At 57.6% G+C, this 26,860-nt stretch carries 21 protein-coding genes; 7 read left to right on the forward strand and 14 right to left on the reverse strand.

What is annotated here, in order from left to right; translation table 11 throughout:
• Nucleotides 1–26: 26 nt before the first annotated feature.
• Nucleotides 27–799 (forward strand): IS5 family transposase gene (locus D6858_RS01875; protein WP_120106682.1). Its coding sequence is split into 2 segments (ribosomal slippage): nucleotides 27–345 and nucleotides 345–799, totalling 774 coding nucleotides; the frame shifts between segments, so codons are not numbered across the junction.
• Between the two features lie 815 nt (nucleotides 800–1,614).
• Here D6858_RS01875 and D6858_RS01880 read toward each other — a convergent pair.
• The 6 genes from D6858_RS01880 to D6858_RS01905 all read right to left on the reverse strand — a co-directional run bounded on the left by D6858_RS01880 (nucleotide 1,615) and on the right by D6858_RS01905 (nucleotide 10,132).
• Nucleotides 1,615–2,376: an SDR family NAD(P)-dependent oxidoreductase gene (locus D6858_RS01880; RefSeq protein ID WP_120106684.1), complete on the reverse strand. Its 762-nt coding sequence runs from the start codon at nucleotides 2,374–2,376 to the stop codon at nucleotides 1,615–1,617.
• 109 nt (nucleotides 2,377–2,485) lie between these two features.
• Nucleotides 2,486–4,039 (reverse strand): AMP-binding protein, encoded by a 1,554-nt coding sequence (locus tag D6858_RS01885; protein ID WP_165859599.1) that lies wholly within the window; start codon nucleotides 4,037–4,039, stop codon nucleotides 2,486–2,488.
• Between the two features lie 41 nt (nucleotides 4,040–4,080).
• Nucleotides 4,081–4,887, reverse strand: a complete 807-nt coding sequence (locus D6858_RS01890) for an enoyl-CoA hydratase/isomerase family protein (RefSeq protein ID WP_225082660.1) — start codon at nucleotides 4,885–4,887, stop codon at nucleotides 4,081–4,083.
• Between the two features lie 22 nt (nucleotides 4,888–4,909).
• Nucleotides 4,910–7,231, reverse strand: coding sequence for a TonB-dependent receptor (locus tag D6858_RS01895; protein WP_240623640.1), 2,322 nt, complete (start codon nucleotides 7,229–7,231; stop codon nucleotides 4,910–4,912).
• Nucleotides 7,232–7,280: 49 nt separating this feature from the next.
• Nucleotides 7,281–9,161 carry an acyl-CoA synthetase gene (locus D6858_RS01900; protein ID WP_240623643.1) on the reverse strand — a complete coding sequence of 627 codons (1,881 nt, stop codon included), beginning with the start codon at nucleotides 9,159–9,161 and terminating at the stop codon, nucleotides 7,281–7,283.
• 2 nt (nucleotides 9,162–9,163) lie between these two features.
• Nucleotides 9,164–10,132, reverse strand: coding sequence for a polysaccharide deacetylase family protein (locus D6858_RS01905; protein ID WP_165859601.1), 969 nt, complete (start codon nucleotides 10,130–10,132; stop codon nucleotides 9,164–9,166).
• Between the two features lie 211 nt (nucleotides 10,133–10,343).
• Here D6858_RS01905 and D6858_RS01910 point away from each other — a divergent pair, with 211 nt between their 5' ends.
• Entirely contained in the window at nucleotides 10,344–11,333 is a 990-nt protein-coding gene (locus D6858_RS01910) for an AraC family transcriptional regulator (RefSeq protein ID WP_120106695.1), read from the forward strand.
• On the opposite strand, the gene D6858_RS01915 is transcribed toward D6858_RS01910, so the two are convergent.
• Entirely contained in the window at nucleotides 11,305–11,976 is a 672-nt protein-coding gene (locus D6858_RS01915) for a TetR/AcrR family transcriptional regulator (protein ID WP_120106697.1), read from the reverse strand. The genes D6858_RS01910 and D6858_RS01915 overlap by 29 nt on opposite strands.
• A gap of 96 nt (nucleotides 11,977–12,072) precedes the next feature.
• On the opposite strand from D6858_RS01915, the gene D6858_RS01920 reads away from it, so the two are divergent.
• The 5 genes from D6858_RS01920 (at nucleotide 12,073) to D6858_RS01940 (ending at nucleotide 19,430) form a co-directional block, all read left to right on the forward strand.
• On the forward strand, nucleotides 12,073–13,221 hold the full coding sequence (locus D6858_RS01920) for an efflux RND transporter periplasmic adaptor subunit (protein ID WP_240623641.1): 1,149 nt from the start codon (nucleotides 12,073–12,075) through the stop codon (nucleotides 13,219–13,221).
• A gap of 3 nt (nucleotides 13,222–13,224) precedes the next feature.
• A complete protein-coding gene (locus tag D6858_RS01925; protein ID WP_120106699.1) occupies nucleotides 13,225–16,485 on the forward strand; it encodes a multidrug efflux RND transporter permease subunit in 3,261 nt (1,086 codons plus the stop codon).
• Entirely contained in the window at nucleotides 16,482–17,909 is a 1,428-nt protein-coding gene (locus D6858_RS01930; RefSeq protein WP_120106701.1) for an efflux transporter outer membrane subunit, read from the forward strand. The genes D6858_RS01925 and D6858_RS01930 overlap by 4 nt, the downstream gene beginning before the upstream one ends.
• 155 nt (nucleotides 17,910–18,064) lie before the next feature.
• Nucleotides 18,065–18,232, forward strand: coding sequence for a hypothetical protein (locus D6858_RS01935; RefSeq protein WP_165859602.1), 168 nt, complete (start codon nucleotides 18,065–18,067; stop codon nucleotides 18,230–18,232).
• A gap of 124 nt (nucleotides 18,233–18,356) precedes the next feature.
• A complete protein-coding gene (locus tag D6858_RS01940) occupies nucleotides 18,357–19,430 on the forward strand; it encodes a calcium:cation antiporter (protein WP_120106705.1) in 1,074 nt (357 codons plus the stop codon).
• A 28-nt stretch (nucleotides 19,431–19,458) separates the two neighbouring features.
• On the opposite strand, the gene D6858_RS01945 is transcribed toward D6858_RS01940, so the two are convergent.
• The 7 genes from D6858_RS01945 to D6858_RS01975 all read right to left on the reverse strand — a co-directional run.
• Nucleotides 19,459–21,027 carry a hypothetical protein gene (locus tag D6858_RS01945; protein ID WP_120106708.1) on the reverse strand — a complete coding sequence of 523 codons (1,569 nt, stop codon included), beginning with the start codon at nucleotides 21,025–21,027 and terminating at the stop codon, nucleotides 19,459–19,461.
• Nucleotides 21,024–21,233, reverse strand: a complete 210-nt coding sequence (locus D6858_RS01950; protein WP_133305218.1) for a hypothetical protein — start codon at nucleotides 21,231–21,233, stop codon at nucleotides 21,024–21,026. The genes D6858_RS01945 and D6858_RS01950 overlap by 4 nt, the downstream gene beginning before the upstream one ends.
• Nucleotides 21,234–21,241: 8 nt before the next feature.
• Nucleotides 21,242–21,403, reverse strand: coding sequence for a glycosyltransferase family protein (locus D6858_RS15715; protein ID WP_165859603.1), 162 nt, complete (start codon nucleotides 21,401–21,403; stop codon nucleotides 21,242–21,244).
• Nucleotides 21,404–21,861: 458 nt separating this feature from the next.
• Nucleotides 21,862–22,896 carry an alcohol dehydrogenase AdhP gene (adhP, locus tag D6858_RS01960; protein ID WP_120106715.1) on the reverse strand — a complete coding sequence of 345 codons (1,035 nt, stop codon included), beginning with the start codon at nucleotides 22,894–22,896 and terminating at the stop codon, nucleotides 21,862–21,864.
• Between the two features lie 67 nt (nucleotides 22,897–22,963).
• Nucleotides 22,964–24,484, reverse strand: coding sequence for an aldehyde dehydrogenase (adh, locus tag D6858_RS01965; RefSeq protein ID WP_120106717.1), 1,521 nt, complete (start codon nucleotides 24,482–24,484; stop codon nucleotides 22,964–22,966).
• A 135-nt stretch (nucleotides 24,485–24,619) separates the two neighbouring features.
• On the reverse strand, nucleotides 24,620–25,387 hold the full coding sequence (locus D6858_RS01970) for a GAF domain-containing protein (RefSeq protein WP_240623642.1): 768 nt from the start codon (nucleotides 25,385–25,387) through the stop codon (nucleotides 24,620–24,622).
• 590 nt (nucleotides 25,388–25,977) lie between these two features.
• Nucleotides 25,978–26,860 (reverse strand): IS3 family transposase (locus tag D6858_RS01975; protein WP_120106458.1); only part of this gene is annotated, 883 nt, incomplete at its 5' end.

Below are 26,860 nucleotides of genomic sequence, written 5' to 3' on the forward strand. Positions count from 1 at the left end.
ATTCAAGGCATTTGAAGGATCCTTGGATGAGCCGTCGCAGATTTGAGCTTACGGATTTCGAGTGGTCGGTGATCGAGCCGTTGTTGCCGAACAAGGTGCGCGGTGTTCCGCGTGTTGATGATCGTCGGGTGATCAATGGGATATTGTGGCGGTTTCGCACAGGCAGCCCCTGGGCGGATATCCCGGAGCGCTATGGGCCATACACGACGTGCTACAACCGTTTCGTGCGTTGGCGCAAAGCTGGCGTATGGGACCGGCTTCTGTCCTCCGTCAGCGCCGCTTTCGATGGCGAACTGGTCATGATCGACAGTTCCTCGATCCGGGTCCACCAGCATGGTGCGACCCTAAAAAGGGGGACCCCAATCGCTGCATGGGACGTTCCCGGGGCGGCCTGACTACCAAGATCCATGCGCTGGTTGATGGCCGGGGTTTACCGGTCGGCCTGCATCTGTCGGAAGGACAAGCCAGCGATTGCCGCGAGGCTGTAGCGCTGCTTGATGTCGTACCACCCGGCAGCACTTTCCTGGCTGACAAGGCCTATGACAGCGATGCTATCCGCGCACGGATCGAAAGCAACGGCGGCTTCGCCAACATCCCGGCAAAGCGTAATCGACGAAAGGGCTTCGCCTTCAGCGCCTTCCTCTACCGCTATCGCAACCTGATCGAGCGCTTCTTCGGAAAACTCAAACACGCCAGAGGATTGGCGACACGCTACGACAAACGCGCCGATAACTTCCTCGCCGCCATCAAGCTCTTCTCAGCACGGTTATGGATCGCAGCTAATGAGTCTACGGCCTAGCCTAAGGAGCATCTCATGGGGATCATACTGAATGTTCCGTTCGCCCTCCCACCAAACGAATGCGCCAACTACCTCGGAAACAGCGGCTATACCTCAATCTAAACAGGACAGACTCTAGGTTGTGCCGCGTCATACGCTGTGGCGGTGAGGGCGGGCACGTTCATGTCCCCGGAACCCTGCAAATACCAGTGAACATTGTCGGGTGAAGGGATTGCCAGAGTTATATTGTTCAAGATTAATAATTAAGCGAGAGATGGATTGCATTTCTATAATAAATGTCGATTGAACGGGCGTATTCTGGTGCGTTGTTTTATAAGAAATTTAATTGTATCCACAAATAAATTTGTATATAAATTGCTAGTACTATTATTCCACCATTTGTTTTTCCATTTTTCATGTAATCTCTAAGGTCCGCGAAAATTTTGAGTATTGGGCTTGGATTTTTCGAATATCTCGCTGTTTCAGACACGCGGTAGCTGTTTCAAGCCTTTTTAGAATAGTGTTGGGGAGGTCTGAATGTGACGCTCTTTCTGAGCGCTCAGCGCCAACTTAAGGCGAGCTTTTCAGGATCGGTGTTCTTCTGCTGGTGTCGAAGTGCCCCGGTTGATCGCAATCAGTGGACTTGCTCTTCGGAGCGTGGGCGTGCTGTTTGCCTTTTTCCGAAACCCGCCGATCATATACACGGAACGCACAGGCCGAAAATTTGTGAGGATATCGCGCCAAACGTGTTCTCATCAGAAACTGAATCCAATGAGTTCTCGCCCTTGGCGCCATCGTCCCGGCGTCATACATTGCGGTGCAAGGTAGAGAAGTACTCAGCGCGGCGCCATACGGATGGCCCCGTCCAGACGTATAACCTCGCCATTCAGCATCGGGTTTGAAATGATTGCTTCGGCAAGTTGGGCGAACTCGGACGGTTCACCAACCCGGCTGGGATGGGGGACCTGCGCGCCCAGAGTTTCTTGCACGTGTTGTGGGAAGTTCGCGAGCATCGGTGTCAGGAAAATCCCAGGCGCAATTGTCATGACGCGAATCTTGTGTTCTGCGAGATCACGCGCAATCGGAAGTGTCATGCCAGCCACGCCACTTTTGGATGCACTATATGCTGCCTGACCGATCTGCCCGTCGAAGGCGGCGATTGAGGCTGTGTTAATTATGACCCCTCGCTCACCGTTAATCTCCTCCGCGGCGGCTGCGCGTGCTGAGAATTGGGAAATAGTATTGAAGGTTCCAACGAGGTTGACGGTGACTGCCTTCACGAAAGTGTCCAGTGGATGAGGCGTATATTGTTTTCCAACCGTTTTTGCGCCGGGGGCGATGCCAGCGCAGTTGACAAGAATGCGCGCCGTTCCGTGGGTGTCCTCCGCTTTGTTCAAGGCTTGGTCGACGCTTTCGCTGTCAGAGACATCGACGCCAATGCACAAGCCGTCAAACTGGTCGGCAACCGCCTTCCCTGCGGTTTCGTCGAGGTCAAAAATCGTGACTTTTGCTCCCCTATGGGCAAGCAATTGTGCAGCGGCTTTTCCGAGACCGGACGCGCCACCGGTCACTATCGCTGACAATCCATCGATTTGCATGGTTTGTTCTCTCTTTCTGAGCGGGGAGCAAAGGTCGACGATGCAACCTTGTTATGTCCGTGATGATGAACGTGGATGACCATATGACTTGCCAAGCCGCGCTGTTTGATCATGCGGCGTTCTTCAGCGCATTTCTCATGATTTTACCGCTTGGCGTCTTGGGGAGGTGAGGAACGAATTCGATCTCACGCGGGTAAGCATGGGCTGAAAGTCGCTTCCGCACATGCATCTTAAGGTGTTCCACCAACGACGGCGTTGCTGCTACGCCCGGCTTTAGGACTATGAACGCTTTGATAATTTCTGTGCGCTGTTCATCAGGCTTTCCTACCACCGCGGCTTCGAGAACCCGGTCGTCTTCCATCAAAGCGCTTTCGACATCATATGGACCGATCCGATAACCGGACGATGTGATAACGTCGTCGGTACGTCCGAAGAAGCTGATCCGTCCGTTGGCTGTTCTGATGGCAGCATCCCCCGTTCGATAGAGAGCTTCGTTACGTGGGCATGTTTCCCGATAGCCGGCAAACCAGAAAAGTGGCGATGCATCACAATCGACCGCTAATTCGCCAACTACGCCGGTGTCCACCTCGTTACCGTCTTCGTCGACAATTTTCAGAGTAAATCCAGGCAGAGCCAATCCGCCATCGGATCGCTCCTGCCCACTCTGAGAAGGGCTTTCGATCATCACCATACCCAGTTCGGTTTGCCCATAGTGATCCCGGACGACGACCCCAAGGTGCTCGCGAAACCAGTTCACGATATCTTCCGTCAAAGGCTCTCCCGCGCTTGATATCAGGCGCAGTTGGTTGCGGATCGGCGCCATCGCCTCAGGCCCGGCAGCCATGAGCATTCGGAAAGCTGTCGGTGACCCTGCCAGATTGGTTATGTGTTGGTTGCGAATGATCTCTATTGCAGAAAGAGCATCGAAGGATCGCTTGTTGTAGAGCGTTGCTTTGCCGAGCATCAGTGGACCAATCAATCCGTAATACAGGCCATAGGCCCATCCTGGATCTGCCAGATTCCAGAATGCGTCTTCCTCCGACAACTCGATCCCCTTTCGCATGTAGCTTTCGATCGAGGCGAACGCACGGAGTGGAACGTCGAGCGATTTGGGCTTGCCGGTTGTTCCGGAGGTGAACATGCGAAGAAATGGCGCCTGCAAATCCATTCCGATGGGTGGGGTGACGGCGTCACTCTCACCCAATCTGTCGGGGGCTGTGTCACTTTCCGAAGAGTAACCCAGGTCCGTCGCTAAAATGACAGGTGGCAGATTCGCAATGGCTGCAATCTTGTCACGAAAGGCGTCTTCGATAAGCAGCACCTTGACGTTGGCTTGATCGATGCGATGCCTGATTGCCTCTTCACCGAATGCGGTGAAAAGAGGGGCAAACACTGCACCGATCCGCCAGGTCCCGAGAGCTGCGACTGTCAACTCTGCGCCCCGAGACACAAGCGCGGCAACACAATCGCCTTGCTTTATCCCTAAACCGGCAAGTTGTTGTGCGAAGGCATGGGCTCTGCTTTTCAGGTCACCGAACGTTATTGTAGTCGATCGATCCTCATCGACTATCTGGAGAGCGGGAGCTGTCGGTCGGAGATCGGCGTGGCGATCGCAGCAGACATAGCATGCATTGGTGGTGTCGTGCCTGTCAAACGTGGTCATATCCGTCGACATTCAGATAACCCCTGTCTTACTACAACCGATCACAGGCCTTTGAAGGTCGGTTCTCGGTTGTCTGCAAAAGCTTGCAGAGCCTCCTTGTGTGTCGCGCTGCGGAGCGTAACCGTTTCATAGGCCATTGAGGCATCGAGAATTGAATGTGCCAACTGGCGAAGGCCGATGTTTACGGCCGTTTTTGTCCAGCGAATTGCATCATAGGGGCCATCGGCCAGTCGCCGGGCCATCTTGTCCACGGCGTCATCGAGCTCGGCGGCAGGAAGAACATGATTGACGAGGCCCATGCGCCCGGCATCTTTTGCCGGGATGCTGTCTCCTGTCATCAGATACTCTTTCGCGCGAGAGTAACCGATCAGCTGTGGCCAGATAATTGCCCCGCCATCACCTGCCACTACACCGACTTTGACATGAGGATCGGCGATTACGGCGTGGTCAGCCATGTAGGCGATGTCGGCAAACAGGGCGATAGTTGCGCCCAATCCGATCGCTGGACCGTTGATTTTTGCGATGATCGGCTTTTCCAGATCAAGCATGCCGAAGACAATGCGCTTTGCATCAACACTGCTAAGATAATGCCCCGTTACACCTGAAGAGTTCGCATGATCTTGCATGGCCTGCAGATCCCCGCCTGCACAAAATGCCTTGCCCGATCCTGTCAGAACTACAACCGATACGGAATCGTCGATTGCCGCATCGTAAAAAATGTCCGCAAGTTCGCGATGGAGTTCATGATGGATCGCGTTGTACTTTGCCGGTCTGTCCAAAGTGATGGACATAATGTTTTCGGATATTTCAACCGACAGGAATTCATATTTCGAGTAATCGACTTTCACGAGGAATCTCCAGAAATAAGATTTAGAAACGGTAGCTTACGGTCGCGCCATACGTAACAGGCATGCCAGTAATCCTGGCGACTGTGTCGATCACATGGGTGACACTTTGCAGGTAGAAGGCGTTGGTCACATTCTTGGCCCACAGACTGGCGCGCCATTTTTCACCGGAAACGCCAATGCGAAGATCGAGCAGGCCATATGCTGGCAGGCGAAATTCCGGACTGTTGCCGAATGAGGCAACGCTCTCCGATTTGTATGAGTAGTTTGCACCGGCGAACGCAGTGATCCCATTGGCGACTGGAAAGGCGTACTCCCCGTCCAGCGTGTATTGCCACTTGGGAGAGTTCGGAAATTGCTCGCCTTTAAGATCCACGAGTTGCGCGAAGGGATCGGTAGCCTGGAAACTGTCCCGGACCCGCGTTCGCAAATATATCCCGTTTGCGGATAACCGGAGGCCCGTGAGTGGTTCGACTGACAAACCTGCTTCCGCCCCAAGAACATCGGATCGAGGAATACTGATTAACGCCGGAACCTGCCCGAACGCACCATTCACGTAACCCACCAACTGTTTGCGGCGATAATCATAATAGAACAGCGCGCCGGTTACTTGCATTCGTCTGCCTAGCAACGACTGCTTGATGCCGAGTTCGTAGGCCAGAACCGATTCCTGCGGGACGGGGTCGAACTGGTCCGGCGTGAATGCGGGTACGGTGGGAAAACTTCCGGCTTTAAAGCCCTTCGTTACGTTGGCGTAGAGCAGACTGTCGCGTCCTGACTTGTATGTCACGCCAAGTTTCCAGGAAAGATTGTCTTCATTGAGTGAATTGGCCACGATCGGCATGGCTTCGAATGTAGTCGGGTCGATAGTGACGCACGATGACGCTGAAATCGGAGAAGTGGCGAGCAGCGAGAATGCTGCGGCAAGCTTTCCATCGCCATCGTCGTAAAGGCAGCCGGTGAAGTCGTTGTTTGACTTCGTATACCTCACAGATGCCTGCGCGCCGAGGCGGTCGCTTAATTTTGCATCGAGACTGGCAAATCCTGAGTAGGTTTTGACGTTTTGGTTGCTGCTGTTGATAAAACTATCGAAGCGTACCGGCCCAATGCCTGAGCTGGTACCTGCATACTGACCTGATTGATTGTCGTGCGACACATCGCTCTGAAAATTTCCGCCGATCATCCAGCGAAGGGACTCTGCGTTGGCGCTCCCTGAGAGGCGAACCTCCTGAGAGAACGACGTAATTTTTGATCGAATAGTGAGAAGGAAATCATTCACCGCAACGCCATCCGGATCGATCGGTGAATCCTGCTTGTAATGCGAATAGGCTGTGATTGACGTAAGGGTGGTGCTGTCGGTCAGGTCCAGATCAGCGCGCATCGATCCTTGTGCGAACCAATCGTCTCGCCTGAAATCGGTTTGCGGATCCCAGTCTGCGACGCGAGCATTGTCGGGCGCGGGATTATATGCCTGAATCGCAGGGACAAGATCGGGGTAACCATTTGGTACCGCCGGTGCGAAGCGCACGAATTGAGCGGCCTGATTTTCGCTGCGATCAATCCATCCGTTGACATTGAACTCCAGTTTCAGCCGATCGCTCGGCTGAACATCGAGGATCAGTCGCGCCGTCGTGAAATCTCGCGAGCCTAAGGTATCGTCGCGGGTCTGGCTGCGTTGCCAGCCGTCGCGCTGCTCTGTTCTGATGGCGATGCGGGCCTGAATGTCTTCGGACAGGGGGCCGCTCAGGAACCCCTCTCCGCTGATCTCATTGAAGCCGCCGTAGCTGGCCTGGGCACCGGCCGAGAAGTACGTCGTCGGTTTCGCAGCGATGAAGTTAATTGCGCCACCTGTCGAATTCTGACCGAAAAGAGTGCCTTGCGGCCCTTTCAGAACTTCGACGCGCTCAAGGTCCAGATTGGCCCCCAGTGTCATCGACGAATATGGTAGCGGAACCTGATCGACATACACGCTGACGGCCGGTGCCACCGCCACCGAGATATCTTTGAAGCCAACGCCGCGAATTGTGTAAACTGGCGAGCCATAGTCGCTTGGTTGATACGTGAAACCGGGCGCGATCTTGCCAAGATCGGCAACGCTCGTGATCCCACGCTGTTCGAGTTGTTCCCCCGAGGCAGCTGAGATCGACATCGGAACGTCCGACAGGCGCTCCGACCTTTTTTGTGCTGTCACTACGATCTCAGGCGGGCCATCGTTGCCAGATTCGCTAGTGGCAGAAGTCTCTTCAGATGGCAGGGATGTCGTTGTTTGCGCCTGCGCTGCAGAAGTTGCGAATAGTGAAGACGCCGTGAAAAGAATCGCCTTTTTATAATATAAACTAATATACATTGATCTCTCCCCAGATCGATTTGTTATTTTTTTAATCAAACTGTCTTTATTATATGTCCCAGCTCACCTCATGCGTGAGTGGAAGAGGGCTCAGGATACGGGAGACAGCATCTATAGCGCTCCGATCTGGCTCTCCTTGTATGATCACCTTTACGACTAAGCCCCGTGCGGGGTCGGATGTGGCTCGAACATCATCAAGCCGTTGCCCAAACTCGGGCCCAAGAAGTGCCCAGCATGCGCGACGTGTCGCTTCCAGCCGCAGTGCAGGTTTGTATACTTTTCCTACTGCAGTCATCGGCAGCGCGTCGACGAAATAGATATCACTGGGCGCCGCCGGACGTTCGGAAACCCGTTCGCGAGCAAATGCGAGCAAATCTTCTTCGACTATGGTCTCGCCCGGTGCTGTCACGACAAATGCGACTGGCAATTCGCCAGCATAGGCGTCAGGCTTCCCCACCGCCGCAACGGCGGCAACGGAGGGATGATCAATCAATGCGTTCTCTACGATCGCAGGATCGATGTTATGACCGCTCCGGATGATCAGATCTTTGGTGCGTCCGGTAAGGAAAACGAAACCCTGTTCGTCCATTCGTGCAGTATCGCCGGTATCCAGCCAATCAGGTAGCGGCCTGTCGTTCAACTCGGAGGATGCTGGCAGATAACCCGGTGTGACATTCGGCCCGCGCAGCAGCAACGCTCCGCCTTCACCTGTCTTGGCATCGCGAACGAAAGAGCCGTTCTCGTCAAGAATCGCGATACGTACATCCTGATAGGGTGCGCGAATTCCAATTGATCCGAGCTTGCGCGTGCCGTCGCGGGGATTGACAATCGATGTGGAGCAGGTCTCGGTCATCCCGTACCCCTCGATGATTGTTGCGCCGGTCCGTTGCTCAAAGGCCGAAGCTATCGGCGGTGGCAGAGGCGCAGCACCGCAAATGCCGAAGCGCAGGCTGGAGATGTCATGTTGCGCCGGAGGATTGTCGAGCAGGCTGGAATAAACCGTCGGAACCGAACAGAATACGGACACGCCGTATGTCTCAATGATATTCCAGAACGAAGCGATGGTTTCGCGGCAGCGGAAGCCGTCAGGCCCACCCATGACAACATGAGAACCGACCGAAAATGGCGCCAGGCTGAGCAGCACTGTCCCGGTCACATGGAATAGTGGAGCCGCATTGAACACCACATCGTTCGCGGTGAACGCAAAGCAGCATGCCGTTTGCCAGGCGTTGGCCAGTTCGTTGCCATGCGTATGTGTGACTAGTTTAACCTCACCAGTTGTGCCGCCTGTGTGATAGAGTGAGGCAATTGTGTCGTGATTTTCGGAAAGCGGGAAAGTGAGCTTGGCGCCGTCCATCTGCTGCAGATCCGCCCAGAAGTCGGCTTCCGCGCCATCATGGGGTGTTTCCGATACCACCACCAGAGTAACCCCGTTGCCTGAGGCAGCTCTGGCTTTTTCGAACAATCCGGATGGATGGCCCGGCGGCATCGTGATCAACACTTTGGAGTTGGCCGCCACAAGCATTGCACCAATGGCTGCTGTGTCGAGCAGGGGATTTATCGGGTTGGCACGACCCGCAGTTTCTCCACCCCACAGCGCAAACTGAAATGCCGCTATGTTCGGCAACAGTATCGAAATCGCTGAATCATACGTAACGCCAAGCGTTCGGAAATAGTTGGCCGAACGTGTTACAACCTCCAAGAACTCACTATAAGTGTATGTCCGGTCGCAGTCAGAAGGTTTCCCCTCCGGAAGCACCGTGAGGGCGGGCTCGTTGGGAAACCGCGCAGCACTGTTCTGGAGGAGTTCGTAGGTCGCAGAAAACGGAATCCGTTGCCGGAACGGCAGGCTTTCGATGGCAGCGATATCTTTGAGGCTGGAAATGGGAGGCCAGGCACCGTCTGCATAGACGTTATCGATTGTCTCCATGGTCAATCCCAGCCCGGCCAGGAGAATTCGCCGTCCATCGAACGGCATAGCCGCAACAGGATGTCATGAAACACCTCGCCGGTGCTCTGGCCTTCGATATATGCGACCTGATCGAGCTCATCGAGAATGGCAGGGGGAACGCCAGGCATGCCCAATGCCTTGGCTTGCGCCCATTTCTGAGTCTGGTTTCGGAAGCGCTCAGTTACCAGTGGCTGCACCGCGTAGAAGGGGTCGGCCATCGCTTCTTCAAGCGGGATAAACTCGACATTGGCGGCTGCGAATGCATCGAGAATCTCTCCCATGCATTCGCCCGCGATCGGTGAGCCGTGCGCGAGCCAGATTTGTGGCGGAATGCGCCCAAACATCGCATAACCAGCGGCCACATGTATCCTTAGCTGGTCGATCGCGGTCTGAACAAACGTCTTACGCAGGAATGCGAGCGCTTCCGTATCGCCCAGCTTGTGAGCGCGCCAGTATGGGACGATCCATGCATGATCGTAAAACCACGCGCTGAGCGGGCTTGATGTGAAGCCTTCGGTTCGAAGGAAATCCTCGACCCCATCCCGCTTTTCGCGGGTGTTGCCCCACATATCCATGCAGTATCGGAAGTACTTTGTAGGCGCCTGAGCCGTCCAGCGACCTATCCGCTTCTCGGTTCTCTCGATGTCTGCAATATAAGTCGGAGCATCGACCCAGTTAAGGCTGCCATGGAGGTGAGTGTGGTTTGCGACGTGGTGCCCGGTTTCAACCCAATGGTCGAAAACTTTGTATAGAGTGGGGTCCGTATCGGCGGGCGCTGTGCTCGAAAAACTGTAGACGCCCTTGATCGAATGGTTCGCGAAAGCCTCGGTCATTTCCTTGGCAGTTCGTGCGGGTGAGCGGCCTTCTGGAACAGGGGTTCCGTCCCATAGAAACAGGTCATCGATTGTGACCGCGACCTTTACCTTCCCATGTGGTGATATCGGCTTCACGTCTGCTCCTCTCCAAATAACGGCGGTGCTTGAGCACTCTGCGGAGCATCTTTTAGAAGGCGATCACGCCTCCCGCTTTCGACAGGGCGAAGGATCTTTTTAGATTAACCGCACAGGCCACACGTCAGACGGTTTGGACGTGCTTTCCCCGCAAGTGTCTGTTAACTGATGAGTTGCGAGGTAACTCGCGCGCAAAAAAGAACACGGAAAAATGGGACAGGAAAGCTACATAGCGAACGCTGCACCTAGTATGGGTGGGCAGGTTTTCAACACGCGCGACTTTGCGCCAGAAGCCCGCGTGCAGGCTTGGGGTGGCGCGGTTCGTTCCCTGCATTTCTCGATGGCGTTTGACGCCCATGCCGAAACTCAGTTCAGCGCGGCTTTTAAGTCTGTCGCGACTGAGGATTTTCGGCTCGTTTCCTTCGAAGAAGAGGGGTGTAGTTTCAGGCGGGACGAGGAGCATATCCGGGACGACCCGAGCACCGACATCGAATTTATGACACCCCTTTCCGGCTGCTGCGATGTCGAACAATTTGGCGTTCGGGCAACATGCTACACTGGGCAATTTGTCCTCTTCGACGCCAGTTCCCAATTCAACATTGTTCAGCCCAAGCAGATGTCTGCCCTGATGTTTAAAGTGTCTCGCCGCGAGGTCGACCGCCGCCTGAGCGACATCGAAGCGTCATGCGGACGGATTTTCCCTTGCGTCGCAGGGCTTCCGCGGCTGGCTGTCGATCTGCTTTGTTCGATCAACCGTGAGATCGATAGTCTCAGTCCCGTCGAGTTCCGTGCGTCATGCGCTCATTTTCTCGATATTCTGGCGATGTCCGTGAACTACGGGGCGGATACCGACGCGAAGTTCACTTTGGTCCGCGAAGCGACTTTCCGACGAATTAAGTCGTTTATGCGCGAGAATTCCTTCGATTCGGAGCTAACGACGAGAAAGATTTCGCACTGTCTGGGGCTGTCGGAGAGATATGTTCAGGCGCTTTTCCAGGAATCCGGAACCACGGTGCGCGCTTTCCTGATGGATCTGCGGCTTGGGCGGGCCCGCGATATGCTTAGTGGCGCGTTGCACCGGCGCAAATCGATCACCCAGATCGCGTTCGAATGCGGATTTTCCAGCAGCGCTTACTTTAGCACGAAATTCCGTGAGAGCATGGAGATGACTCCTACCCAATATCGGGAGATGTTTTCGTAATCCGGCACGCGGGGGCCTGCTTTCCAACCGGCTCGTCGAGCCCTGCGCCTTTTATAAATATCTGCAGGCGTGCGTTGGTGCGTTCTGGCGAGTGGACGATTTTGGTACTATGGCTGATGGCGTCGCTATGCATATCGCTGACAATCACGTCGAGAAACAAATCGGCCAACACACAAGGGCTGGCAGTCAGTTCAGCTCCATCCTTTTGCCATTGGGTGAACATTTCGACCAGATCGTCGCGAGTTCCCGTTGCCGTCCGGTCGAAGAACTTCCTGGCGAAAGCCTGATCTTCGATACTGCGGGTCATGACGATACGCGTAAGGGCAAGAAATTCGGGGTCGAGTAATTGCTCTCGCAGATCGGCAGCGATAATGGGAAGGGCCTCACTCGGACTACGGCGGGTGGTTGCGAGCCTGCGGCTCAGCTTCTCGCTTTCGGCCGCGCGATCGAACACCACTGCTTCGAGTAATCCATCCTTGTTTCCGAACAGTTTGTAGAGAGTCGCCAATGACCCTCCCGCACGCTCAACGATGCTCCCCAGAGTCGTGCGTTCATATCCCTGTTCGAGGAACAAGGCGCGTGCCGCGTCGATGAACGCACGGCGACGTTGGTCGAGGCGGCAGCAGAGGGTAATTGTAATCATGGGTTAACAACCTCTCTCAAAGGTGGTTGCGATGCAATCGTGTAATGGTTATTACACCTTCGCACCTGCACAAGACCTGACTGAAAGCCTCTCTCCATGATTCGACCGTTTGCTGGCCTGCTGGCCAGCCTCGCCCTCGCTGCCTGTTCTGCTGCCGAAGACACGCCCGCGCCCACTGCTTTGCCTGTTCAGGCGGTGACTATCGCCGCGCGTTCCGTTCCGAATGTGATCGAACTTCCCGGACGGGTCGAGGCGTTCAAAACCGCGGAAGTACGCGCCCGGGTGACCGGTATCGTTCAGGCGCGTTCTTTCCGCGAGGGTAGCGATGTAGCTGCGGGCCAGCCGTTGTTCCGCATCGATCCGCGTGAAATGCAGGCCAGCTATTCGCAGACCGAAGCCGCGCTTCGGCAAGCGCGCGCCACGGCGACCAATGCCAGAGCGGTCGTGCGCCGTTACGAACCTCTGGTCGGCGAAAATGCCATCAGCCGGCAGGAATACGATGCGGCGTTGGCGTCTGCGCGTGCGGCCGATGCCAATGTCGCGCAGTTGCAGCAACAATTACGCGCCGCTTCGCTTCAGCTTGGCTATACGACGGTGCGCGCGCCGATCGCGGGCCGTGCAGGCCGTGCCGAAGTTACAGAAGGTGCGCTGGTCAGCCAGGGCGAGGGCACTCTGCTCACCCGGATCGAACAGATTTCGCGTGTCTATGTCAGCTTCGCTCAGTCTGCGAGCGAGGTTATGGCTCTGCGCCGTGCCGTGGCGGCAGGTACGATCAAAATGGCGGATGGTGGCGGGATGCCCGTCTCGCTGACGTTCAGCGATGGGACCGATTATCCCGGCACCGGTACTATCGATTTTCAGGGTCTTTCGGTCGACGCGCAAACCGGCACTGTCGGTCTGCGGGCGATATTCGATAACCCGCAGCGGCTGTTGCTGCCCGGTGAATTTGTCCGCGCCAGAATTGTCGCCGGTAATCGGGCAGAAGGTATCGCGGTGCCCCAGCGCGCTGTCTCGATGAGCGCGGATAGCGCGTCGGTGTTCGTGATCGCCAAGGATGGTACGGCGCAAATCCGCCCTGTTGAACTGGGTGCGATGGTCGATGGTTTCTGGATCGTGGAAAGCGGTTTGTCTGTAGGCGACGTAGTCATTACCAGCAATCTGCAAAAACTGCGCCCCGGTGCCCCTGTCAAACGGCTTGGCAAACAACCGAAAGCCAAGTCCGCCACTTCTGGCAAGGCGTCCTGATCGATGGCGCGCTTTTTCATAGACAGGCCCATTTTCGCCTGGGTCATTGCGCTTGGCATTCTGCTGGCCGGTATTCTCGCATTGCGAGCGCTGCCGATAGAGCAGTATCCCGAAGTGGCACCGCCTTCGCTGACCATTTCAGTGACTTATCCCGGTGCGGATGCCGCTACGCTGGAACAGAACGTCACGCAGGTGATCGAGCAACAGCTCAATGGGGTCGAGGGCTTCCTCTACATGGCCTCCACCAGCGATTCCAATGGCACGGCGAGCATCACGCTGACTTTCGAGGCAGGCACCGATATCGATATCGCACAGACCGAAGTTCAGAATCGACTGAGCACGGTTGAGGCGCGCCTGCCCGAAGAGGTGCGGCGACAGGGTATTGTCGTTCGCAAGGCGAATGCGGGCTTCCTGTTGATCGTGGCGGTGACTTCCGATGATGGGCGCTATGACACCACCGATCTGGGCAATATCGCCTCTACCAAGGTGATCGATGAGCTGCGCCGCGTTCCGGGCGTGGGTGATGTCATGCTATTCGGATCGCAATATGCGATGCGTATTTGGCTCGATCCCGATGCGCTGGCATCCTATGGCCTGTCTCCGGCTCAGGTTCTGGCCGCTATTCGCGAGCAGAACGCGCAGACCGCGGGTGGCTCCATCGGAGCGCAGCCCACTCGCGATGGGCAGCAGATTACGGCAGTTGTCACCAGCGAAGGCCGTTTCACCACGGTTCGCGAGTTCGAAAATATCATTCTGCGCGCAACCACCGGCGCTGCTGTCGTACGTCTCAGCGATGTTGCGCGAGTTGAAATCGGCGCACAGAGTTATGCCACTTCGACCAAGCTCAATCGTAAACCGATGGCCGGGATGGCGATTCAACTGGCGACAGGGGCCAATGCACTGGCCGCTGCCGAGGGCGTCAAGCAGCGCATGGCGGAGATCGAGCCAAGCCTGCCTGAAGGCGTCAGCCTGTCGGTGCCCTATGACACCACGCCGTTTGTCGAGGCATCGGTGGAAGAAGTCATCAAGACGCTGCTTGAAGCGATGGTGCTGGTCTTCCTTGTGATGTTCCTGTTCCTGCAGAGCTGGCGGGCCACGTTGATTCCGGCGCTGGTCGTTCCGATTGCACTGGCCGGTGCGTGTCTGGGGCTGTGGCTGTTCGGTTTCTCTATCAATGTGCTCTCGCTATTCGGCATGGTTCTGGCGATCGGGATTCTGGTCGACGACGCGATTGTCGTGATCGAGAACGTCGAACGCATCATGCGCGAGGAAGGCCTGCCACCACTGCAGGCTACTCGTAAGGCAATGGGACAGATCACCGGTGCCATCATCGGCATTACTTTGGTGCTGATTGCAGTGTTCATTCCCATGGCGTTCTTCCCGGGATCTACCGGAGGAATCTATCGCCAGTTCTCGGTCACACTGGCCATCGCGATTTTCTTTTCTGCGGTACTGGCATTGACGCTGACCCCGGCGCTGTGCGCTACTTTTCTCAAACCTATCGATGGACACGATGAAGTCGGTGACGGGGAGGGAGGCCAATCTGTTTCGGAAGCGCCGCTGCCGCAGGGCTGGCGCGGTATGGTGGCACGGGTGCAGCGTATGCTGGGGCGTTTCTTTGGCCGGTTCAATCGCTGGTTTGCCCGCATGCAGGAAAAATACGGGCGCACCAACGACCAAATTCTGAGCCGCCCCTTTAGGGCGTTCGCAATGTTCGTGTTGCTGGCGGTGCTCACTGTATTTCTGTTTATGCGCCTGCCGACCGCTTTCCTTCCCAACGAAGATCAGGGGTTCCTGATCACTGCTGTTCAGACCCCTCCCGGTGCGACGCAGGAGAGGACTGACGAAGTGCTCAAACCCATCGTCGATTTCTGGATGGCACAGGACGAAGTGGCCAATCTGGTTGTCGTTCGTGGCTTCAGCTTCTTCGGACAGGGTCAGAACAACGCGCTGATGTTCTCATCCTTCAAGCCTTGGGATGAACGGTCCGGTTCCGACAGCAGCGCCGAGGCGTTGCTGGGTAAAGCGATGGGTAATTTCGCCGCGCTCGATGGTGGCTTCGCCTTCGTCATCCAACCGCCGGCGATCCAGTCGCTGGGGCAGGCGAGCGGTTTCACCATGAAGTTGCAGGATCGCGGCGGCCTTGGGCGCGAGGCACTCACGGCAGCGCGCGATCAATTGCTGGGTATGGCCTCTCAAAGTCCGCTCATCGCCAATCTTCGCCCTGAGGATCAGGGGCCAAGCCCTGAGGTTGCGATCAAAATCGATCGTGTTCAGGCGCGCGCACTTGGCCTGTCGATGACCGACGTGAACAGCGCGATGTCGATCGCATTCGGTTCGGCTTATGCCAACGACTTCAATCGCGAAGGCCGCGTATTGCAGGTGCTGGTTCAGGCGGATGCGAAGTATCGCATGACTCCCCAGTCGATCCTCGACTTGCGTGTCCCGAATCAGCAGGGCGAAATGGTGCCATTTTCCTCATTCGCCACAGCGAAGTGGTCGGCTGCGCCTGCCAGTCTGGCGCGCTATAATGGTTATCCTGCCATGACGCTGTCCGGCATGGCTGCGCCGGGCCAGTCGAGTGGTGCGGCATTGGCCGAAATGGAACAGCTCGCAAGCCAGTTGCCTGCTGGTATCGGCTTCGAATGGACCGGCGTTTCCTATGAGGAAAAGCAGGCAGCAGGGCAGATCGGCCTGTTGCTGGGCTTGTCGGTCGTCGTGGTCTTCCTCGTGCTGGCAGCGCTTTATGAAAGCTGGGCGGTTCCCGTCGCTGTGCTGCTGGTGGTGCCAATGGGTGTGCTGGGTTCGGTGCTGTTCTCTATGCTCCGTGGCCTTTCTGCTGATGTTTATTTCAACGTTGGCTTGATCACGATTATCGGCCTCGCGGCCAAGAACGCGATTCTGGTGGTGGAATTCGCGATCGAGGAGGAAGAGCTGGGCCATCGTCGGATCGATGCCATCAAGGCAGCTGCCCGGCTGCGCTTGCGCCCCATTATCATGACCTCGCTGGCGTTCACTCTGGGTATGGTGCCACTGGTGCTGGCCAGCGGTGCCGGCGCAGCCAGCCGTATCGCGGTGGGGACCGGGGTGATGGGCGGTATGATCGCTGCGACGATCATCGGCATCTTCGTCATTCCCATGCTGTACCTGCTGGTGCGCCGCTATATCAGTCGGCGGGCGCCGACAGCGGCAGGGCATCTTGATGAAGGTGACGGGCAGGAAATCGCATCAAGTCACAATTCCGCAAGCGAGAATAACCGATGAAGCAATACCTTAGCCTCGCCGCGGGCAGCCTCGCGCTTGTCGGCTGCGTCAATCTGGCGCCCGAGCACACCAGGCCCGAGCCTGCGGTTGCACCGGCATACGATTCGACCTTGCGGCCCGATGGCAGTGTGACGGCGGCTGCATTGTCCTATCGCGACTGGTTCGCCGATCCGCGACTGGAAGAGCTGATCGCAACGGCGCTGCAGAACAACCGCGATCTGATGGCGGCAACCGCACGCATCGAACAGGCGCGTGCGCGCTACCGCGTAGAAGATAGTCGTCGCCTGCCAACAGCGGTGGTCGATGCCAGCGGTACGCGTTCGCGCACTCAGGTGCAGACCGGCGCAACAGCCGACGACGTAACAAGCGTTACCGGCAACCGGTTTTCGGTCGGCGTAGGGATCAGCGCCTATGAAATCGACTTCTGGGGCCGGATCGCGAATATGAGCGAGGCCGCACGTGCGCGCTATCTGGCGAGCGTCGCGGCGCAGCGTGCGTTCTATCTTTCGCTGATCGCTGACACGGCCAACACTTATTTCGCTTTGGTCGAAGCTCGCGAACAAATCGCTCTGGCACAGGCAACCGCGGAAAGCCGTGAAGATGGTTTGCGTCTGGCTCGCTTGCGGCTCGATCAGGGCGTCATTTCGGCTTTGCCCTATCGGCAGGCGGAAACCCTGCTGACGCAGGCCCAGCAGGATCTGGCCGCTCAGCGTTTGGCGGCTGCCCGGCTGGAAAATCAGCTGGCCGTGCTGGTCGGCGGTCGCATACCGGCTGAGATGCCCGATGGGCTTTCGCTGGCGGCACAGGGTGATGATCGTCGGCTGGATCCGGGTATGCCGTCGGACCTGCTCCTCCTGCGTCCCGACATCATTGCTGCGGAAGAGAACCTGCGCGCGGCCCGCGCCGATATCGGTGCGGCGCGTGCGGCCTTCTTCCCCAACATCTCGCTGACCGGTAACGCGGGTTTTGCATCGAGCAGCCTCGACGGATTGTTTTCCAGCGACGGTTTCGGCTGGTCGTTCGGGCCGAAGATCAGTTTACCAATCTTCGACTGGGGCGCGCGTGAGGCTAATCTCGATCTCGCCCGCGCGTTGGAAGTCGAACAGGTCGCGGTTTACGATCGCACTGTGCAAGGGGCTTTCCGCGAAGTCGCTGACACCTTGGCCGGGCGGCGCTACCTCGCTGAACAGATCGCCGTGCTGGAACAAGCTGTTGCGGCGCAACAGCATCTCACACGCATCGCCACCCTGCGAAATCGCGAAGGGGTGGCCGATTATCTGGAGGTGCTTGACGCGCAGCGCAATTTGCTGGCCTCCCGCCAGCAGTTGCTGGCGACACAGCGGGCGTGGCTGCAAAATCGCGCGACGTTGTTCGTCGCGCTGGGCGGGGGCCTTGAAACCCCTGCGAATACCTCCGACCAATAGGTACTACTGGGGCGGTTGATAAGGCGGGCGGTTTGTTTTCTGCCCGGCGAGTTCAGCCAAATCCTGTTATGGATGATACCACGGCGCGCATCCGGCCGGCTTAACCGGTCGGATGCGTGTTGATGTTGATCGTGCAGATCTGTTCAACAAAAATCATGCGCGAACGACAGTGGACTTTGGCGCCCACCCTGTCTGCCACCATCGTCTATGATCCGGATATCCGCACCTATGGCAACCCGGCCAATGACGACTGCAGCACCCGCAATATCCGCAAAGTCATCACATCGCAGCAACTCGCTCAGAAGCTGGCCGAAGCTCACTGAAAACTCCTGCTCAACACTCCATCAGGGCGGTTTTGTGCCCTCGCACGTCTTCACCGCGCAGCCATATTGTGAAATAGAGGGAGAAGATCGAAACTCTGATTGTCCCACCTTAGAAGGAGGTCCGATGCGAAAGCACCTTAGTTCCTGGGCCTCGTGGGGGCCGCTTGCGGCCTGGCTGGTTTTTGCGATGGCAACTATCGGCGCTGCACCAACCGTAGTGGTATCGTTCGGCGTGGCATTGGCAGTTATCTGTGCTGTCCACCACGCGGAAATTATCGCCCACAAGCTGGGGGAGCCTTTCGGAACTCTCGTACTCGCGCTGGCTGTGACCATGATCGAAGTGGGTCTGATACTCGCTCTGATGACAGCATCCGCTGACGGTGCCGCTTCGCTGGCGAGAGATACCGTTTTCGCAGCGGTGATGATCATTCTCAATGGTATCATCGGTGTGTGCTTGCTGATTGGCGGCCTGTTTCATCGTGAGCAGTCGTTTCAGCAATCCGGCGTCAGCGCCGCTCTGGCGACGATCTGCGCGCTTACGGTGCTCAGTCTGGTTCTGCCTAATTTCACGGTCAGCGAGCCGGGGCCGGTCTATTCCAATGAACAGCTGGCTTTCGTCGCGATAGTATCGTTGGTTTTGTACCTGACCTTTGTGACGGTCCAGACCGTGCGCCACCGGGAGTATTTTCTGCCTCCTGCGAGCGAAACGCAGGATTGCGAAGACGCGCTCGACCCGCCCAGCAACCGGACGACGGCCATATCGGCTGTACTGTTGCTTGCTGCTCTGGGCGCGGTGGTCCTTCTGGCGAAGGAGCTCTCCAAACCGCTCGACGATCTGGTGCTGTCCATGGGCGCTCCACAAGCGGTGGTCGGTGTGATGATCGCCGTATTGGTGCTGTTACCGGAAAGTGTCGCGGCGGTTCGTGCGGCGCTGCGTGACCGGATACAGACCAGTCTCAACCTCGCGCTCGGGTCCGCGCTTGCGACCATTGGTCTTACCATTCCTGCAGTGGCGGCCTTGTCGCTGTTTGCTGGCCTGCCGATTGCGCTGGGTCTGGGCAGCAAAGGCATCGTGCTGTTAGGCCTCACTTTGCTGGTGACGACACTGTCGCTCGGCAATGGGCGGACAACTGTGTTGCAGGGTGCGGTGCATCTGGTGATTTTCGGGGTCTATCTGTTTACGACGATCGTCCCCTGACAGTCCGGCCTGAAGCAAGCTGCTGTGCTTATCGCACGACCTTCGTCGAATTGGACCGAGAGGTCGGCATAACCTTGTAAAGCACGCCAGCGCCCCGGTGCGGCAGTGGGCGCAGGTCTGCAAATTCGGGCATCTGTGCAGGCAACTCACCTACGACCCACACATAAGTGAATGCATCGCGCGGCAAGTGGCGCAGGATGTCGGACAGGTGCGGATAATTTGGTTTCGTGCATGTATCCGGTTCCACCATCTGCGAAGGATCCCGTGCAAAGTAGCCCGCAGTCGGATTGTGGATTCTCAGTGGGTTTAACCCCGAAAACTCCCATTGATCGTTGACGATCGCATTGCGACGCACCAACGCCATACTGCCTATGTGCCACAGAATCGGAGGCTCCCAACTTCCAGCACATGGAGCAATCACGAATGTAGCGAGCTTCGCGCCCCTTGGAACTGCATCCAGAGTGACGAGTGTCCGCTCCAGCGTTTTTTCCCGCTCGACATATACGAAGGTGGTGATTGCCATCCGCGCAATGAAGAATGCGAGCGCCAGACAAGTCATCCAGCGGATGATTTGTCGGGGGAAACGGCGTGGCGAAATCGCGAGCAGTGCCAAGGCAAACATATACGGAACCAACCGCATGTCGGCAAAATAGGAACCGAAGATTCGAGGTGGCATTATCAGGAATGCCACAGCACAAAAGATTGCTGCCAGAGCAAGGCGCAGGTCAAAATGCGCCCACTTGCTACGCGCCGCCCAGTAGCCGAAGATAACCATGATTTGCAGCGACAGGCCATCAAGAATGAGCGAACCTGTCCGCAAGGGCGATGCCAGAGAAAATGCCTTGAGCAGGATCAGCCATTCACCGGTTACGGTCTTGCCCGTGTCAGCCCGCCATGCCAGCATTGGGATGAGCGGGAGCAGGAGAGGCCAGCATTCGCCCAGGACACGGAGGACGAGCGTCTGCGGGCGATCCTTGCGCTCTATCGCATCGGCCAAAGCAGCAGATCCGCACATCAGGCCGAGGAAAGCCCAGCCATAAGTATGGCACAGCCAGATAACCGGGCCGACAACAGCGAGCAACAGGTGCGGCCACCATCGGCCCGCACTCTGGCGTAAACGAAGCCAAATCGCGAACGTCACCAGCGCCAGTGCCATCGCCAGAGAGAAATTGAGGAATCCGAAATTGAACGGAAACCCATAGATCAACGGCAGCGCGAGAATCGCGAAAGGGGTGATGCGGCCATGCACCTGTCGGGAAATGGCGAGAATTCCCGTTGCCGCGAGTAGTTGCGTGGCGATCACACTCGCCTTTACCGCCCCTTCGAGCCCGAGGTGCGAATGCAGCACCTCAACCAGCAGGTCGACACCAAGGTTGCCGATGACCTTCCACTCAAATGCATAATAGGGGGCGAGTTCAGGGCGATTGGCAAGATCTGTCTGAATGACATAGCGGCCCAGATGGCCGTACAAGTCGCTCAACGGCGGCAGTCCGACGGCCATTAATGGCACGAGCGAAATTGCCAGCAATATCGCGAACGCGGCGTAGCTGAATGGACCGCGTTTCGCGGTCAGTACGTCGGGCGCGGAGAAAATCATGACCGATCGGCAAACATGAAGCGATGGGACAGGACGAACATGGCAAGCGAAAAGCTGATGGTGGCCGGTATCTGCGCCAGCCGATTGCCTGCCTCTAACGCGGAGCGTGCTGCCCCGAGATACAGGCAAGCGAGAATTACGGAATATCCTCCGACAAGGGTATTGATGACATTCACCAGACCATATCGTGTAAAAAGTGCCGTCATTGCTCGTGTCACCAAGTGGTCAGTTGATGGATGGACGTATGCTGGTTCGCGTGATCGCATATCTTCTGCCAGCTATCGTCGCATGATCCGTCATTTACCAACAGGATTTCGAACCGGCTGCCGAACTGTCCTTCGCAGGCGGGAACCAGCCGCTCGATCAGTGGGGGCAATGCCGGTGTCTTCGTTATATATAGGAACGACAACAGATAGCGTGGAAGCTCCGATCGCCTGCTGAGTGGCCGACATGAAATATCCCCCTTGAATGGCGGACATATTCCTATGCCAACATGGTAAATGAGTGGTAAATTTGGTGTGAGGGCCAGCTCTTGCCCTGACCTTGAATATCGTCTTGCACCTTCCTGCATTCATTCGGCCAATGCCAAAAGTGCGGACGAAGATGGGAAACGCCTCACCAACTCATTGGCTGATGGTGGCGCACTATATGATCCAGGGCGATCATGAGCCAATGCGCTGATTGAATCAGAGCGCAGCAGGGCGGGGAAGGTATTTCCTGAAGCTTTGCAATATGCGTGCACTCGCAGCGCCGCTTCTGCACTGGGGGCAATCACTTGCCTTGCCCGTAGGGTTACCGGCATGATTGCCCCCATCCCCCGCACGGGGTTTGTTGCTATTGCGCCATGTCGAGCACGATGCGCCCTTCGATCTGCCCCTTACGCATTTTGTCGAACACCGAATTGATGTCGTCCAGCTTAGCGGTGGAGATCGTCGCCTTGACCTTGCCGTCAGCAGCGAAATCGAGCGACTCCTGAAGGTCGAGGCGCGTACCGACAATGGAGCCGCGCACAGTGATGCCGTTCAGCACCATGCCGAAGATGTTGAGCGGGAAATCGCCCGGCGGCAGGCCATTGAGCGCCACGGTGCCGCCGCGTCCGATCATGCCGACCGCCTGTTCGAAGGCTTTCTCGCTCACCGCCGTCACCAGCGCGCCGCGCGCGCCGCCGCCGGTCAACCGCTTCACCACCGCGGCGGGGTCAGCCTCGGTCCGGGCGTTGACTGTCTCCTTCGCGCCGAGCTTGCGCGCGAGATCGAGCTTGGCGTCGTCCACATCGACCGCGACCACGTTCATCCCCATCGCGACCGCATATTGCACCGCCATGTGCCCCAGCCCACCAATGCCGGAGATAACCACTGCATCGCCCGGCTTGGTATCGGTCATCTTCAGGCCCTTGTAGACCGTGACGCCCGCGCATAGCACCGGTGCGATTTCGTTGAAGCCGATATTGTCGGGCAGGTGGCCGACATAATTGGGGTCGGCCAATACATAGTCGGCAAACCCGCCATTGACCGAATAGCCGGTGTTGAGCTGGCTTTCGCACAGCGTCTCCCATCCGCCGAGGCAGTGGGTGCAGTGGCCGCAAGCGGTGTAGAGCCAGGGCACGCCAACCCGGTCACCTTCCTTCACATGGGTGACGCCTTTGCCGACGGCGGAGACAAAGCCCACGCCTTCGTGGCCCGGAATGAACGGCGGCTCGGGCTTGACCGGCCAGTCACCTTCGGCGGCATGCAGATCGGTATGGCATACGCCCGACGCCTGAATCGCCACCTGAATCATGCCCGGTTGCACTTCGGGCACCGGCACTTCCTCGATCCGCAGCGGTTCACCAAATGCGCGGACGACCGCGGCTTTCATGGTCTTGGTCATGGAATGTCTCCTGAATGGGGGTTGGGGGAGACGGTGCGGCGGAAATGCGCCGCACCGGGCCATCGCCTCAGAAGAAGCCGAGCTTCTTGGGGCTGTAGCTGACCAGCATGTTCTTGGTCTGCTGATAGTGATCGAGCATCATGCGGTGGTTTTCACGCCCGATGCCCGACTGCTTGTAACCGCCGAATGCCGCATGAGCGGGATATGCGTGGTAGCAATTGGTCCACACCCGCCCGGCCTTTATCGCACGGCCAAATCGGTAGCAGGTGTTGGCATCGCGGCTCCAGACACCCGCGCCCAGGCCATAAAGCGTGTCGTTGGCGATCTGCAGCGCTTCGTCCTGATCCCTGAAAGTAGTCACCGAGAGGACGGGGCCGAAAATCTCCTCCTGAAAGATACGCATCCGGTTGTTGCCCCGGAACACGGTCGGCTTGACGTAGTAGCCGCCCGCGATTTCACCCTCGAACCGCGCGGCCTCGCCGCCGGTCAGCAGCTCGGCGCCTTCCTGCTTGCCGATGTTGATATAGGAGAGGATCTTCTCCTGCTGTTCGGAGGAGGCCTGCGCGCCGATCATCGTCTCCATGTCGAGCGGATTACCCGCCTTGATCGCTTCGACACGCTTGATCGCCCGCTCCATGAAGCGGTCGTAGATGCTCTCATGAACCAGCGCGCGGCTGGGGCAGGTGCAAACCTCGCCCTGATTGAGCGCGAACATCACGAAGCCTTCGATCGCCTTGTCGAGATAGTCGTCATCCTCGCGGCACACGTCTTCAAAGAAGATGTTCGGGCTTTTGCCGCCGAGTTCGAGCGTGACCGGGATTAGGTTTTCAGTGGCATATTGCATGATGAGGCGGCCAGTGCTCGTCTCACCGGTGAAGGCGATCTTGGCAATCCGGCTGCTGCTGGCGAGCGGCTTGCCCGCCTCCACACCGAACCCGTTGACCACGTTGACGACGCCAGCGGGCAACAGATCGCCGATCAGCTCCATCAGCACCATGATCGATGCCGGGGTCTGTTCGGCAGGCTTCAGCACCACGCAATTGCCCGCCGCCAGCGCGGGGGCGAGCTTCCATACCGCCATCAGGATCGGGAAATTCCACGGAATGATCTGGCCGACCACGCCCAGCGGTTCGTGGAAATGGTAGGCGACCGTATCGTGGTCGATCTCCGAAATGCCGCCTTCCTGCGCGCGAATACAGCCCGCGAAATAGCGGAAATGGTCGATCGCCAGCGGAATGTCGGCAGCCATCGTCTCGCGCAGCGGTTTGCCGTTGTCCCACGTCTCGGCGATGGCGATTTTTTCGAGATTCTCCTCCATGCGGTCGGCGATCCGGTTGAGGATCAGCGCACGCTCGGCCGCGCTGGTGCGGCCCCATGCGTCCTTCGCGGCATGCGCTGCGTCGAGCGCGGCTTCGATGTCTGCCGCCTGACTGCGCGCTACCTTGCCGACCGATTTGCCGGTGATCGACGAGATATTGTCGAAATAGCGCCCATCCTTGGGCGCGACCCATTTGCCGCCGATGAAGTTGTCATACTTCTCTGCAAAGGGCGCGGTCATGGCAGCCGCCGGGTTGGTTTGCATATCCATCAGTTCATCCTCTCACGATCGCCGGACGCTCCCGGTCGTGAGCACGATGATCTCGCGAAAATGGGTCGCTGAAAAGAGGGTGGGGCAATAAGACGGGCTACACTGTCTCGATATCGAGACAGGTCGAGGGTGGTGTCACGCTCGCTTCAGGCCAACCTTCTCCATCCGGCGATAGAGCGTGGCCCGACCGATGCCGAGCGCTTTGGCCGCTTGCGTTGCATTGCCGTCGGCCTGGGCCAGAGCGCGTCGCAATACAGCTCGCTCGGAATCGTGAAACGATGGCGCGCCTTCGCTCTCGTTGCCGAGGATTTCAGCAGCGCTGCGGCACCCGGCCAGGCAGGCATCGGTGAGTTTGAAGCGATAGCGTGCAGCGTGAGTGGCGCCGATGACCAGATCATCTCTGTCGACAGCGAGCAAGGCCGCGTCGCCGCCGGGGAGGTTCGCGTCGATGATGCGGTGCCCCTTGAAATGCTCCCGAAAGATGCCGCTTTCGATCCTGCGCGCAGCATCCTGAACGATTTTCTGGACCAGCGCGCCCATCGCTGCAGTGTGATCGTCGCGGCAATTGGAAATGTCGAGCGCGCCAATCAGTCGGCCCGCCGCGTCTCTGACTGGAGCATCCATACAACTGATGCCGATGTTACGGCTGGCGAAGTGCTCGTCGCGGTGAATCGTAACCGGGCGTCCTTCTACGAGGCAGGTTCCGATCCCATTGGTACCTTCGCGGCTTTCGCTCCACACACCGCCCGCGGTCAGCCCGATCTTGTCGAACATCTCGCGATCGCCGGCTCTGCTGCGCGCTTCGAGTATGACTCCGTCATTGTCTGAAAGCATCACCGCACAACCGGTCGCCGCCACGGTCTGGAACAGCTGATCGAGCAGCGGGCGGGCAACCTCCAGCATCAGTTCATGTCGCTGCCTTCGCTGAGTAAGGTCGCAACCCGATACGAGCTCAGGCGCTCGGTCTGCGTTTACATCGAGGCCGTGTTTCAAGCCGGACCGACACCAACTGGCCGCGACAAAGGACTGCCCGGCACTTGTGGATGAATGCAACACCTCTGCCACGGAGTGTTCGTGCCGACCTTTCATGATTCCCTCTTAGCCTATTTCGTTCGGGTTGACGACCATCGACACAGTAAGGCCAATGCGACCTGGCCAGAAATCGGCACGAGGGCACAAATCAACTGCACGATCGCGCGCCAATCAGGAGATCGAACGAAACGAAGGCGCCGTCACTCATCACTGGTATTTGGGAGCGATGCAGCGCCTGTCTGCAGTGCCGATCCGCAGTATCTCAATGATATTGCTGAGGATATAATCCCTCTCTTGCGGTTGTTTGAAGGTGGCAGTTTACGACTTTGTAAGCCAATTTCGCCATGTAATATCGATGGACCTTTCGAACGCCCCCTCTATCCCATTCAGCGAAGCTGACAGGCATTCGGCACTTCTCGATATGAACCGCCCCGGGATTGCCGGAGGCCATTTGGTTTAAATTATGCCGCCATGGGCGTGTCGTCCAGCATGGCGTAGTATCGTGCTTCAGCTTCGGCAGGCGGGATATTGCCGATGGGCGCGAGCAGGCGCCGGTTGTTGAACCAGTCGACCCATTCGAGCGTGGCGTATTCCACGGCTTCAAATGATCGCCACGGACCTCGGCGGTGGATGACCTCGGCCTTGTAAAGGCCGTTGATCGTTTCGGCCAAGGCGTTGTCGTAGCTGTCGCCAACACTGCCGACCGATGGTTCGATCCCGGCTTCGGCAAGACGCTCGGTATACTTGATCGAGACATATTGGCTGCCACGATCACTGTGGTGGATCAGGCCGCCACGGTGAACAGGCCGTCGGTCATGGATCGCCTGCTCCAGGGCATCGAGTACAAAGCTGGCATGCGCCGTTCTGCTCACCCGCCAGCCCACGATATAGCGGGCGTAAACGTCGATCACGAAGGCGACATAGACGAACCCGGACCACGTCGCGACGTAGGTGAAGTCCGAGACCCACAGCATGTTGGGTGCCGGTGCATGGAACTGGCGGTTGACCTGATCGAGCGGACATGGCGCTGCCTTGTCGCTCATCGTCGTCTTCACCGGCTTCCCCCGGATCACGCCCTGCAGGCCCAGCTCACGCATCAGCCGTTCCACCGTGCAGCGGGCAATATCGAAGCCCTCGCGCTGCATCTGCCGCCACACCTTGCGATACCCGTAGACCTTGAAGTTGGCATCGAACACGCGCTGAACCTCGGGCTTCATTGCTTCGTCGCGCTGGGCGCGTGGTGACAGGCGCGACGGATCGCGGCGCTGTGCGACACGCTCGTGGTAGGTTGATGGGGCGATCGGCAGAACCCGGCAGATCGGCTCGACCCCATACTCACCCCGA

It is taken from the genome of Tsuneonella suprasediminis (genome assembly GCF_003605755.1).
Taxonomy (GTDB): domain Bacteria; phylum Pseudomonadota; class Alphaproteobacteria; order Sphingomonadales; family Sphingomonadaceae; genus Tsuneonella; species Tsuneonella suprasediminis.